Annotated in this window: 13 protein-coding genes; all 13 read left to right on the top strand. The window is 65.2% G+C overall.

Annotation, left to right across the window (positions count from 1 at the left end):
• Positions 1-37 precede the first annotated feature (37 nt).
• The 13 genes from pyrH (at position 38) to rnhB (ending at position 13032) form a co-directional block, all read left to right on the top strand.
• Positions 38-754, top strand: coding sequence for a UMP kinase (pyrH, locus tag ABCV34_RS04100; RefSeq protein WP_345797949.1), 717 nt, complete (start codon positions 38-40; stop codon positions 752-754).
• 8 nt (positions 755-762) lie between these two features.
• Positions 763-1323 (top strand): ribosome recycling factor, encoded by a 561-nt coding sequence (frr, locus tag ABCV34_RS04095; protein ID WP_345797948.1) that lies wholly within the window; start codon positions 763-765, stop codon positions 1321-1323.
• A 28-nt stretch (positions 1324-1351) separates the two neighbouring features.
• Positions 1352-2113: a polyprenyl diphosphate synthase gene (gene uppS, locus ABCV34_RS04090; protein ID WP_345797947.1), complete on the top strand. Its 762-nt coding sequence runs from the start codon at positions 1352-1354 to the stop codon at positions 2111-2113.
• 10 nt (positions 2114-2123) lie between these two features.
• Entirely contained in the window at positions 2124-2963 is an 840-nt protein-coding gene (locus ABCV34_RS04085; protein WP_345797946.1) for a phosphatidate cytidylyltransferase, read from the top strand.
• 3 nt (positions 2964-2966) lie between these two features.
• Complete coding sequence (gene ispC, locus ABCV34_RS04080) at positions 2967-4175, top strand: 1-deoxy-D-xylulose-5-phosphate reductoisomerase (RefSeq protein WP_345797945.1); 1209 nt, start codon at positions 2967-2969, stop codon at positions 4173-4175.
• Between the two features lie 12 nt (positions 4176-4187).
• The gene (gene rseP, locus ABCV34_RS04075; RefSeq protein ID WP_345797944.1) at positions 4188-5525 is read left to right on the top strand and encodes an RIP metalloprotease RseP; all 1338 of its coding nucleotides are present in this window, start codon (positions 4188-4190) and stop codon (positions 5523-5525) included.
• A gap of 69 nt (positions 5526-5594) precedes the next feature.
• Positions 5595-7967, top strand: a complete 2373-nt coding sequence (bamA, locus tag ABCV34_RS04070) for an outer membrane protein assembly factor BamA (protein ID WP_345797943.1) — start codon at positions 5595-5597, stop codon at positions 7965-7967.
• Between the two features lie 67 nt (positions 7968-8034).
• Complete coding sequence (locus tag ABCV34_RS04065; protein WP_345797942.1) at positions 8035-8586, top strand: OmpH family outer membrane protein; 552 nt, start codon at positions 8035-8037, stop codon at positions 8584-8586.
• 6 nt (positions 8587-8592) lie between these two features.
• Complete coding sequence (gene lpxD, locus ABCV34_RS04060) at positions 8593-9738, top strand: UDP-3-O-(3-hydroxymyristoyl)glucosamine N-acyltransferase (protein ID WP_345797941.1); 1146 nt, start codon at positions 8593-8595, stop codon at positions 9736-9738.
• Complete coding sequence (fabZ, locus tag ABCV34_RS04055; RefSeq protein ID WP_345797940.1) at positions 9738-10193, top strand: 3-hydroxyacyl-ACP dehydratase FabZ; 456 nt, start codon at positions 9738-9740, stop codon at positions 10191-10193. Before lpxD ends, fabZ begins: the two co-directional genes overlap by 1 nt.
• Positions 10190-10987 (top strand): acyl-ACP--UDP-N-acetylglucosamine O-acyltransferase, encoded by a 798-nt coding sequence (gene lpxA, locus ABCV34_RS04050; protein WP_345797939.1) that lies wholly within the window; start codon positions 10190-10192, stop codon positions 10985-10987. The genes fabZ and lpxA overlap by 4 nt, the downstream gene beginning before the upstream one ends.
• Before the next feature lie 64 nt (positions 10988-11051).
• Entirely contained in the window at positions 11052-12311 is a 1260-nt protein-coding gene (lpxB, locus tag ABCV34_RS04045) for a lipid-A-disaccharide synthase (RefSeq protein ID WP_345798699.1), read from the top strand.
• A 124-nt stretch (positions 12312-12435) separates the two neighbouring features.
• Positions 12436-13032 (top strand): ribonuclease HII, encoded by a 597-nt coding sequence (gene rnhB, locus ABCV34_RS04040; RefSeq protein ID WP_345798698.1) that lies wholly within the window; start codon positions 12436-12438, stop codon positions 13030-13032.
• Positions 13033-13056: the final 24 nt, after the last annotated feature.

The following is a 13056-nucleotide window of genomic DNA, read 5'->3' as shown; positions in this document are numbered from 1 at the left end:
CGTTTCCCTTAGTTACATCCTTCCAGGAATCTGGTGCATGTCAAATCCGGCCTACAAGCGCGTTCTTCTGAAACTCTCGGGCGAAGCGTTGATGGGGGGTGATGCCTTTGGCATTAACCGCGCGACCATTCTTCGCATGACGGAAGAAATCCATGGCGTCGTGTCGCTCGGGGTGCAGCTGGCCGTCGTCATCGGCGGGGGCAACATTTTTCGCGGCGTGGCACCCGGCGCCCAGGGCATGGATCGGGCCACGGCCGACTACATGGGCATGTTGGCCACGGTCATGAACGGTCTGGCGCTGCAGGACGCCCTGAAAAATCACGGTGTGGATGCCCGCGTCCAGTCTGCCCTGAACATCGATCAGGTGGTCGAGCGCTATATCCGGCCCAAAGCCCTGCGCTACCTGGAAGAAGGCAAGGTCGTGGTCTTCGCGGCCGGCACCGGCAATCCTTTTTTCACCACGGATACAGCCGCCGCCCTGCGGGGAGCGGAGATCGGTGCGGAAATGGTCCTGAAGGCCACGAAGGTCGACGGTATCTACAGCGCCGACCCCAACAAGGACCCCAGCGCCACGCGTTATTCGCGCATCAGCTTCGACGAGGCCATCGTGCGCCGCCTCGAGGTCATGGACGCCACGGCGTTCGCCTTGTGCCGTGACCAGAAGCTGCCGATCAAGGTCTTTTCGATCAACAAACCCGGGGCCCTCCGACGCGTCATCTGCGGCGAGGACGAAGGCACTCTGGTCCAGGTATAGGAACCTTCATGAGTCTATCCGACATTCGCCGCTCCGCCGACGAGCGCATGGGCAAATCCATCGAATCCCTGAAGACCAATCTGGCCAAGATCCGCACGGGCCGCGCCCATGCCGGTATTCTGGACCATGTGCACGTGGACTACTACGGTTCGCCGGTGCCGGTCAGCCAGGTCGCCAATGTCGCGGTGATCGACGCCCGCACGCTCAGCGTCCAGGTCTGGGAAAAAACCATGGCCGCCGCTGTCGACAAGGCCATCCGGGAATCCGACCTGGGCCTGAACCCGATCGCCATGGGCGATAACATCCGCGTGCCCATGCCGGCGTTGACCGAGGAACGCCGCCGCGACCTGACCAAGGTCGTGCGTGTCGAAGGAGAAGACGCCAAGGTCGCCGTACGCAACCTGCGCCGCGACGCCAACGACACCCTGAAAAAGCTCCTGAAGGACAAGGAAATTTCCGAGGACGAAGAGCGTCGCGGCCAGGACGAGGTGCAGAAACTGACCGATCGCTACGTAGCCGACATCGACAAGCTCGTCTCCCAGAAGGAAGCCGAGATCATGACGGTCTAATCCCGGCATCCCGATCGATTCAAGCGGCATGAGCCAGATCAGTTCCACCCGGACGATCCCTGTCACGGGGAGGATCCCCCGACACGTCGCCATCATCATGGATGGCAATGGTCGCTGGGCGACGCAGCGCAAACTGCCGCGCACGGCGGGTCACGTGCGCGGCGTGCAGGCGGTGCGCCGCGCCGTCGAGGCCTGCGGACACCGCGGCGTGGAATACCTGACGCTGTTTGCCTTCAGCTCCGAGAACTGGCGCCGCCCGGCCCAGGAAGTCTCCCTGCTGATGCGCCTGTTCGTGCGCACCCTGGAAAGGGAAGTCGACAAGCTCGTCGCCCAGGGCGTGCGCCTGCGCATCGTGGGCGACCTGGGCGCATTCGACGCGAAACTGCGGCGCCTCATCGACGAGGCCGAGCAACGCACCGAGCAGCAATCCACCCTGACGCTGACCATCGCCGCCAACTACGGCGGGCGCTGGGACATTCTGCAGGCCATGCAGGCGCTGCTGAAGGCGCATCCGGAAATGGCGGAGCATCCCGAACAACTGGACGAGGACGCGCTCAATCCCTGGCTGGCGATGGCCTATGCGCCCGAACCCGATCTCTTCATCCGGACGGGGGGGGAACAGCGGATCTCCAATTTTCTCATCTGGCAGCTGGCCTACACCGAGCTGTATTTCACGGACTGCTATTGGCCCGATTTCGGCGCGGCGCAGATTGACCAGGCCTTCGCCTGGTATGCAGATCGCGAGCGGCGCTTCGGGCGCACTAGCGAGCAGTTGCGCACACCAACCTGAGGGGCATACCATGCTTCGCCAACGAGTCCTGACGGCGATCGTCCTGCTGCTGATCGTCGCGGGCGCCGTCTCCGCGTCCACGCCATGGCCCATGCTGGCATTGCTCAGCCTGATGACGGGTTGCGCTTTATGGGAATGGTGGCGACTCGTCTGGAACAATCCGCTGGCCCGGGGCGGCGGGGCGGTGCTGGCCGTCTGCCTGCTGGTCATCGCGTCGCGTCTGCTGGTCGACGGGCAGGGCGATCTGTCGCGGATCTTCCAGCACGGTGTCCTGCCGCTGGCAGTGCTGTTCTGGCTGCTACCCGCACCTTTCATGGTCCTGCGGGCACAGGTGCCGGCGCGTTGCCCGTCGGCAGGGCTGGTGCTGGCCGGTGTGGTGACGCTGGCAGCGACCTGGTATGCCCTGGCCTGGGTCTTCGTCCAACAGGGAGCGGCGGCGCTGATCAGCCTGTGGGCGCTGATCTGGTGCGCCGACATCGCGGCGTATTTCACCGGCCGCAGCCTCGGGCGGCATAAACTGGCCCCCCGGGTCAGCCCCGGCAAGACCTGGGAAGGCGCGGCCGGGGGCGTGGTGGCCGCGACGGCCTGGCTCGTGGTCACCGCAGCCTGGTGGCCCGGCAGCTACGGCGCTTTGCTGGTCGATCGCCTGGGCTGGCCCGGGCTGATTCTGACAGGAGTCGTGCTCGCCGCGTGGTCCATCCTGGGAGATCTGTTCGAGTCGCTGCTCAAGCGCCGCGCCGGCGTCAAGGACTCCAGCCAGCTGTTGCCCGGGCACGGCGGGGTGTACGATCGGATCGATGCCGTGCTGCCAGTCGCACCGGCCGCCATTCTTTTGCTGCTCCTCGGATAAGCCATGCCTGCCGTACAACGTCTCTGCATTCTCGGTTCCACCGGTTCCATCGGGGTGAGCACCCTGGACGTCGTGGCGCGTCACCCGGATCGCTTGTCCGTTTACGCGCTCAGCGCGCACAGCCGGATCGAAGCGCTGGCCGCGCAGGCGGTGCGGCACCAGGCCCGTGTCGTGATCGTGCCCGACGATGCCGCGCGGGCACGTTTCATCGCCGCTTGGCCCGCGGGACGATCGCTGCCCGAGATCCGCCAAGGCGCACAGGCGCTGGCCGATACGGCGGCCGATCCCGAAGTGACCGCCGTAATGGCGGCCATCGTCGGCGCCGCTGGCCTGCCAGGCGCACTGGCCGCCGCCCGTGCGGGCAAACGGGTCCTACTTGCCAACAAGGAAGCCCTGGTGGCCGCCGGGGCTCTGTTCATGCAGGCCGTGCGCGATTCGGGGGCCGAACTGCTGCCGATCGACAGTGAACACAACGCCATCTTTCAGTGCCTGCCCCAGTCGACGGACCGAGCCCGTGCACCCGACCGGCCCGCGCCGGGCGTACGGCGCCTGCTGCTGACGGCCTCGGGTGGGCCCTTCCGGTGCACGGCCCTGGATCAACTGGAACACGTCACACCCGACCAAGCCTGCGCCCATCCCAACTGGCGCATGGGACGCAAGATCTCCGTCGATTCGGCCACCATGCTGAACAAAGGCCTGGAGGTCATCGAAGCGCACTGGCTGTTCGCCATGCCGCTGGAACGCATCCAGGTCGTCATTCATCCGCAGAGCGTCGTCCATTCCATGGTGGAATATGCCGACGGCTCGATCCTGGCGCAGCTCGGGCAGCCCGACATGCGTACGGCGATCGCCTATGGCCTGGGCTATCCCGATCGCATCGACAGTGGCGTCGGCCTGTTGGAACTCACCCGCCTGGGCCGGCTGGATTTTGAAACCCCGGACCTGCGACGTTTCCCCTGCCTGCGGCTGTCGCTGGACGCCCTGGAAAAAGGGCAGGGGGCGTGCATCACCCTGAACGCCGCCAACGAAGTGGCGGTGGACGGCTTTCTGCACGGGCGCATTCGCTATACTCAGATACCCGACATCATCGCACGCTGCCTGGATGATTCAGCGACCAGTTCCGTCCGGATGCCCACGTCGCTGGACGAAGTCCTGGATCTGGATGCGCGGACCCGGCGGATGGCCTCCGGGTTTTGCGAATCGGTTTCCTGAGTCCGTCCCTTCATGCTGCTGACCCTGATTGCCTTTGCCCTTGCTCTGGGCTTGCTGATCACCTTTCACGAGCTTGGCCACTACTGGGTCGCGCGTCTGTCGGGGGTCCGTATCCTGCGGTTCTCCGTCGGCTTCGGGCGGGTACTGCTGCGGCGTCATGACCGCCATGGCACGGAATGGGCCTTGTCGGCGATTCCGCTGGGGGGCTACGTCAAGATGCTCGATGACGCGCCGCCCGATGCCGACGAGGCCACCAGACGGTCCGCCTTCAATGCGCAGCCGCTGTCGCGGCGGATCGCCGTGGTTGCGGCGGGGCCTGTGGCCAACCTGGTGCTGGCCGCACTGATCTACACGGTGCTCGGCATGTGGGGCACACAGGAACCGGCCGCTATCCTGGCCGCGCCACCCGCCGGAACGCCGGCAGCACTGGCCGGTGTGCAAGCCCGCGACACGCTCAAGGCGGTTGACGGCACGCCCGTCGCATCCTGGGCCCAGGCGCGCTGGCAATTGCTCGAACCATTGGCCGGAGGCGGACGGGTCGCCCTGACGGTGCAGTCACCGGATGGCGCCGATCGGCAACTGCACCTGCGCCTGGCCGCCCAGGCGATGAGTCCGGACGGGCCCGATCCCCTGAAGCAGGCGGGCCTCGTCCTGCAGGCACCGCAACCCGTCGTGGGGTCGCTGACGGCAGGTGGTGCGGCTCAGCTGGCTGGGCTGCGGCCTGGCGATGTGATTCTTTCGGCGGGTGGGCTCACCCAGCCCTCGGTCCAGGCCTTCGTTCAGTTCGTCCAGGACCATGCGGGCCAGCCGCTGCCGCTGACTATCCTGCGCCAGTCGACGCAAGTCACCCTGAGCGTCACGCCTGCGGCGACGGCCACGGGTGCGGGCAAGACCATCGGCCGGATCGGCGCTCTGATCGAGGGGCGCCAACCCCTGGTGCTGGTGCGCCTCGGTCCCCTGGATAGCCTGTGGGCCGGCGTGCGGCGCACGGTGGACACGAGCCTCTTTACGTTGCGCATGATGGGTCGTATGGTGGTCGGCGCGGTATCCTGGCGCAACGTCAGCGGGCCGGTGACGATCGCGGAATACGCCGGGCAGACCGCCCGGATCGGGCTGGAGGCCTACCTCAGCTTTCTGGCGCTTATCAGCATCAGCATCGGGGTGTTGAACCTGCTGCCCATTCCCATGCTGGATGGTGGCCATTTGCTGTTCTACCTGATCGAGGTGCTGCGTGGCGGCCGCCCGGTCCCGGATCGCGTCCGCGACGCGGGACTGCGCATCGGCATGAGTGTAATTCTGGGCCTGATGTTCCTGGCCTTGTTCAATGATTTTTCGCGGCTTTTCAGGTGATCGCGTTGTGACTTACAATCGCGCATCATTTGTCTCCAACCCCCGTCACGGCTGAAAAGGATTGCCAGGATGTCGTCTCTCCGGAACTCTCGTCTGATCAAGCGCGCCATTCCCGTGGTGCTGGCGGCCTTGCTGGCACCCGCCGTGGCGGCCGCCTTCACGCCTTTCGTCGTGCGCGATATTCAGGTGCAGGGCATCGAGCGGGTCGATCCGGGAACGATCTTCACGTATCTGCCGGTGAAAATCGGCCAGACCTTTACCGAAGAAGAAGCCGCCACCGCGATCCAGAAGCTCTACGGCACGGGGTTCTTCAGCGACGTGAAGATCGACGCACGCGGCAATGTCCTGGTGGTGTCCGTCAAGGAACGCGCCACGATCGCCTCGATCAACTTCAACGGCATGCGCGAATTCGATGCCAAAGCCCTGACGAAATCGTTGTCCCAGGTGGGCTTTGGCCAGGGCCGGATCTTCGACCAGGCCATGCTGGACCGCGCGGTCTTCGAACTGAAGCAGCAGTATCTATCCAAAGGCAAGTACGGCGTCCAGATCAATCCGGTCATCACACCGTTGCCGCGCAACCGTGTCGGTGTCAGCTTCGACATCTTCGAAGGCGAAGTCACCACGATCGGCAAGATCGAATTCATCGGCAACAAGGCCTTTTCCGCCGGTACCCTGGAAGACCAGATGCAGCTGACCACCGGCGGCATGATGACCTGGTACACGGGCACGAACAAATATTCGCGCGAAAAACTCGAGGGCGATGTCGAGCGCATCCGTTCCTACTACCTGGATCGCGGCTACCTGGAATTCTCCATGGAACCCCCCCAGGTCACGATCTCGCCCGACCGCAAGAGCATCTACATCACCATGACCGTGCACGAGGGCGAGCCCTACAAGCTCGGGCCAGTGGACATGGCCGGCGACCTGCTGGGTCTGGAAGACAAACTCAAACCGATCATCACGGTCCACGAAGGCGAAACCTTCTCGGCGGAAAAGACCAACGCGATCGCGAAATCCATGACGGATTACCTGGGGTCGCTGGGCTACGCCTTCGCCAATGTGAACCCCAGCCCGGTCCTGGATCACGACACGCATGTCGCCAAGCTCACGTTCTACGTCGATCCCGGGCGCCGCGTATACGTGCGCCGCATCAACGTGGGCGGCAACACGCGCACCCGCGACCAGGTCGTGCGCCGTGAAATGCGCCAGCAGGAAGCCGCCTGGTACGACTCCTCCAGCATCAAGACCTCGAAGGACCGCATCGACCGGCTGGGCTACTTCAGCGAGGTCGACGTCAAGACCGATCCCGTGCCGGGCTCGCCCGACCAGGTCGACGTCGACGTGAACGTGAAGGAAAAACCCACCGGCATGATCAACCTGGGGGTTGGCTACGGCACGACCGACAAGCTGATGCTCTCGGCCGGGATCAGCCAGGACAACGTATTCGGCAGCGGCAACTCGCTGTCGCTGAATGTCAATACCAGCGCCACCAACCGCGCTGCCGTGATCTCGCACACCAACCCCTACTGGACCCAGGACGGCATCAGCAAGACCACGTCCATCTACTACCGGCGCACGACGCCGTATGCCGTGGCCGATAGCGGCTCGCTGGGCTGGTATGCCGTCGAATCCCTGGGCCTGGGCCTGAATTTCGGGGTCCCGATCTCCGAGACGGACCGCGTGTTCGCCGGCGCGACCTTCGAGCGCAATTCCCTGCGCGACATGACCATGGGCACGGATCTCAATCTGAATCCGGCGCCGCTGGCCTATCAGAATTTCGTCGACCAGTACGGCGACACCACGAACGCAGTCATCGGCAGCTTGGGCTGGGCCAAAGACACGCGCGACAGCGCGCTGGCGCCGCATAAGGGCAGCTATACCCGCCTGTCGGCGGATGTCTCCACGATGGATCTGAAATACTACAAGCTCAGCGGCCAGCAGCAGTTCTTCTGGCCGATGGGGCGTTCGTTCACCCTGGCCCTGAACGGCCAGGCCGACTGGGAAAAGACCTACGGCAGCAGCGGCAAGGCCTTCCCGGTCATCAAGAACATGTACGCGGGCGGCATCGGGTCGGTGCGCGGCTACGAGGGCGCGTCGCTCGGCCCCCGCGATACCCTGACCAACACCTACCTGGGGGGCTCGCGGCGCATCGTGGGCAACTTGCAGCTGTATCTGCCGTTCCCGGGCGCCACCCGGGACCGCACCCTGCGCTGGTTCCTCTTCACGGATGCCGGGCAAGTCGCCAACACCGACAGTTCGCCTTGCACACAAGGCATCAACAACGGCGTCTCCGATCCTTGCGGCTGGAAGTTCTCGGCGGGTATCGGCCTGTCCTGGGAATCGCCTCTGGGGCCGTTGCAATTGTCGTTCGGTCGTCCTCTGAATGCCAAGGACGGCGACGAGAAACAACTGTTCCAGTTCCAGATCGGCACAGGGTTCTGATTCCCTCCGTTTAATGGCACAATAGTTCCTTTTTATCGCAGCGTTCACCGCAGGTGGTTTTTTCATCATGAGTCTTTCAGGTTTGAATGTTTCAACATTGGCGCAACACGCCGTCCGTGGCCATCGTGCCCTGGCTGTGGCTGCTGCGATCGGGCTTGGGGCGCTGTTCGTCGTCCCCTCGTATGCCCAGGGAACGAAGATCGGTTTCGTCAGCACGGAACGCATTCTGCGCGACTCGAAGCCGGCCAAGGCCGCCCAGGCCAAGATCGAGGCCGAATTCAAGAAACGTGACCAGGATCTGCAGAAGCAGGCCGACAGTCTGCGTTCCCAGGCCCAGAAACTCGACAAGGACGCGCCCGTGCTGTCCGAGGCCGACCGTGTCAAACGCCAGCGTCAATTGCAGGACATCGATTCCGATCTGCAGCGCAAGCGTCGCGAGTTCCAGGAAGACTTCAACCGCCGTCGGAACGAGGAATTTTCCGCGATCGTGGAAAAGGCCGACACCGCGATCAAAAAAATCGCCGAACAGCAGAACTATGATCTGATCATCCAGGACGCCGTGACGGTCAGTCCGCGCGTGGATATCACCGACCAGGTCATCAAAGCCCTGGGTGGCTGATTTCAGATGCCGGTGCTGCTCGCGCCCGATCGGGCTCCAGTCTTGCCGCACCTGTTGCAGGCAGCCGACTCGGTCGGGCTGGGGTGCAGGATCACCGGCACCGCGGCCGCAGACACTCTGCGCATCGCGGGGCTCGGCTCGCTGAACACGGCGGGGCCCACCGAGATCAGCTTTCTCTCCAATCCGCGACTGCACTCGCAGCTGGATGACTGCCGCGCCGCCGCGGTCATCCTGCGTCCGGAAGACTGGGCGTCCTTCCAGGACAGCCACTCCCAGGCGCCCGCCTGGGCCGCTGTGTTGTGCCCGCAGCCGTATCTCATGTATGCGCTGCTCGCCCAGTGGTTCGACCGCCACCGCGTGGCCGGCCTGCCGCAGGGCATCCACCCCAGCGCCATCATTGCACTGACTGCCGTCCTGGAAGACGGCGTCCATATCGGGCCGCTGGCCGTGATCGAGGCCGGCACCCGGATCGGGGCCGGTACCCGGATCGGGGCCGGCTGCGTGATCGGTCCGGATTGCTCGATCGGGCCTGACAGTCTGCTGCATGCGCAGGTCACGCTCTATCACGGGGTGTCCGTGGGCGCGCGCGCCATTCTGCATTCCGGTGTGGTGCTGGGCGCCGATGGTTTCGGGTTTGCGCCCGATCCGCGCACCCCGGGGGCTTGGGCCAAGATCGCCCAGCTGGGGGGCGTTCGTATTGGTGATGACGTCGAGATCGGCGCCAATACCACGGTCGATCGGGGCGCGGTCGAGGACACGGTGCTGGGTAACGGCGTGAAGCTCGATAACCAGATCATGATCGGCCATAATTGCCGTATCGGGGATCACACGGCGATGGCGGCCTGTGTAGGGGTGGCTGGGTCCACCACGATGGGCCAGCGCTGCGTGATCGGGGGGGCGGCCATGTTCGGCGGCCATCTGACGCTGGGCGACGACGTGCACATTTCCGGCGGGACGGCGGTCACATCCGACATCCTCAAGCCAGGGCGCTATACCGGGGTATTCCCGGTGGCTGAACATGCCGCCTGGCAACATAATGCGGCGGTGATCGGCCAGCTGGCGCAATTACGCAAGCGCGTGCGGTCCGCCGAACGACAAGCGGCTACCGGGATCGCCAGGCAGTCCGCGAACAACAAGCAGGACAGAGAATAATGGAACTCGACATTAAAGACATCATGGAGCGGCTGCCGCATCGGCAGCCTATGCTGCTCGTGGACCGCGTCCTGGAGATGGACCCGGGCAAGAGCATCGTCGCCATCAAAAATGTCACTTACAACGAACCGTTCTTTCAGGGACATTTCGCGCACCACCCGGTGATGCCCGGCGTGCTCATCATCGAGGCCCTTGCCCAGGCGGCAGCTTTGTTTTCGTTCGCCGACGCGGGGGCCCCGAACCTGGCCAGCACCAAGGTCGCCTATTATCTGGTCGGCGTGGACGGCGCGCGCTTTCGCCGCCCGGTCGTGCCGGGGGACCAGTTGCGCATGGAAGTCTCGGCCGACAAGCTCAGCCGCTCGATCTGCAAGTACACGGCCGTCGCCAAAGTCGGCGACCAGATCGCCGCCGAGGCCAAGATCATGTGTGCGGTGCGCGTCCTGGACGAAGCATGACGACGGCGCGGATTCATCCAACGGCCATCGTCGCGCCGGGCGCGGTGCTGGGTGACGATGTCAGTGTCGGCCCCTACAGCATCATCGGCGAACACGTCCGCATCGGTGCCGGCACGCGCGTCGGGCCGCATTGCGTCATCGACGGGCACACCACCATCGGCCCGAACAACCACTTCTATCGGTTTTGCTCGATCGGCGGCATTCCTCAGGACAAAAAATACCAGGGTGAGCCCACCGCGCTGGAGATCGGCGCCGGCAACACCTTCCGCGAACACGTCACGATCAACATCGGCACGGTCCAGGACGTGGGGACCACCCGCCTGGGCGACGACAACTGGATCATGACGTACGTCCACATCGCGCATGATTGCCAGCTGGGAAGCCACATCGTGATCGCCAACAGCGTGCAGCTGGGCGGTCACATCCACATCGGCGACTGGGCCATCATCGGCGGATTATCCGCTGTGCACCAGTTCGTACGCATCGGCGCGCATGCGATGATCGGTGGCACCAGTTCGGTGCGCCAGGACGTGCCGCCCTACATGATCGGCGCGGGCGATTCTTTCCGGCCGGTCGGCATCAACTCCGAAGGCTTGGGCCGACGCGGCTTTACGCCGGACGACATCCAGGTGCTGAAAGAAGCCTACAAGACCCTGTATCGGCGCCAGTTCAACATCGAGCAGGCGGCCGACGCCCTGGTTGATCTTCAGCAGGCCCATCCGTCCGAGGCCCCCGTCGTGCAAACCCTGATCGACTTCCTGCGCGCCTCCACCCGGGGCATCGCGCGTCCATGAACGCAGCATCGGCTCGGTGCCCCTCGGCCGCAAGGCCAGGGCACCTCCGGGGCTTTCGATGACGATGGATCGGGCAGCTGGCCCGCTGTCATCCGGGGGCGGGATTCGCGCGTCCATCGTGGCCGGCGAGCCGTCCGGGGATCTGCTGGCCGCCCGCATGATCCGGGGCCTGCTGGCGCGGGATCCGGCCGCACAGACGATGGGTATCGGGGGGCCTGCCATGGCGCGCGCCGGTTTTCAGGCCTGGCACCCGATGGATGCGCTGTCCGTGTTCGGCTATGTGGATGCCCTGCGGCAGGCGCCACGGCTGGTACGCACCTGGTACGACACCCGGCGCCGGGTGCTGGCACAGCGTCCCGACGTCTTTATCGGCGTCGATGCGCCAGACTTCAATCTGCGCCTGGAAGAAAAGGTGCGCGCGGCCGGCATCCCCACCGTGCATTTCGTGGGCCCTTCAATCTGGGCTTGGCGCTTCGAGCGCATCCACCAGATCCGGCGCGCCGTTTCGCATATGCTGGTGCTGTTCCCCTTCGAGGTTGATCTCTACCGCGAACAGGGTGTCCCGGTGACCTACGTCGGCCATCCGCTGGCGGAACTGATCCCCGAACACCCCGACCGCCAGGCCGCCCGATCCTTGCTGGGGCTGGATCCCGCCCGTCGTGTGCTGGCGTTGATGCCCGGCAGCCGGGAATCCGAACTGCGTCTGCTGGCGCCGCGTTTCCTGCAGGCCGCGCAGCTTTTACGCCGCCAGGACCCGGGCCTGCAGATCGTCGTGCCGGTGGTCAATGCCCGGCGCCGGGCGCAGTTCGACGGCATCCTGGCGCAGCATCCCGTGCCGGACTGCCGCGTGCTGGATATGACCGCTGTCGGCGGGCAGGATGGGGCCGCACGCCGGGCGGACGGCCTGGACACGCGCGAATGGCCAGTTGCCTGGCACGCGATGGAGGCGGCCGACGCCGTGCTCGTCGCCAGCGGCACCGCCACGCTGGAGGCCGCCCTGTTCAAGCGGCCGCTGGTGATTTCCTACGTCATCACCCCGTGGATGCGGCGCCTCATGGCCTGGAAATCCGGCCAGACCGCGCCCAGCCTGCCCTGGGTCGGCCTGCCGAACATCCTGGAACGCGATTTCGTCGTGCCCGAACTGCTGCAAGAAGCCGCCACGCCAGAGGCCCTGGCCGAACACACCTGGACGGCGCTGACCGACACCGCGCTGGGCATGCGCATCTCGGATCGCTTCACCGCGCTGCACGGCACATTACGCCGGGATACCCCGGGCCTGGCGGCGCAGGCCATTCTGGACGTCTGCCATGGCCACGCGATCTGATCGGTCAAGGCGGTCTTCTTCGCTCGAACAGACCGATCTGTTCGAACAGCCCGATCTGTTCGGACCGGACACCGGCGGGGGGCCGGCAGGCGATTCTGGTGCGCTGCACAGCCGCCCGTCATGGATGGCGGGCGTGGACGAGGCCGGGCGCGGGCCGCTGGCCGGGCCGGTGTTCGCCGCCGCCGTGATCCTGGATCCTGATCGGCCCATCGATGGGCTGGACGACTCGAAAAAGCTCAGCCCGAAGCGGCGCGAGCAGCTGGCCGAACAAATTCGCGCTCAGGCTCTCGCCTGGGCGATCGCCCAGGTCGACGTCCAGGACATCGACCGCCTGAACATCCTGCAGGCGACGCTGCTGGCCATGCGCCAGGCCTGCCTGGCCTTGTCGCACGCGCCGCAGCTAATCCTGGTTGACGGCAACCGCCTGCCGACCGGCCTGCCGGCGCCGGCGCGCGCGGTGGTGGGCGGTGATGCCCTGGTGCCGGCGATTTCCGCCGCGTCGATCCTGGCCAAGACCGCACGGGATGCCTGCTGCCTGACGCTGCACGCGCAATATCCACAATACGCCTTCGACCAGCACAAGGGCTACGGCACGGCGCTGCACTTGGCCCGGCTGGCTGAATTCGGCCCGTGTCCCGCGCATCGGCGCAGCTTCGCCCCCGTGCGCAAACTGTTGCCCGAGGATGCCGCGGACTTCACGTCAGCACACCGCACCGATTGATCACAACCTCGATCCAGGCCGCTT

The organism is Castellaniella sp. MT123 (assembly GCF_039614765.1).
Lineage (GTDB): Bacteria > Pseudomonadota > Gammaproteobacteria > Burkholderiales > Burkholderiaceae_B > Castellaniella.
The sequence above is the reverse complement of the archived record's forward strand: the minus strand, read 5'-3'. Positions and strand labels throughout refer to the sequence as shown.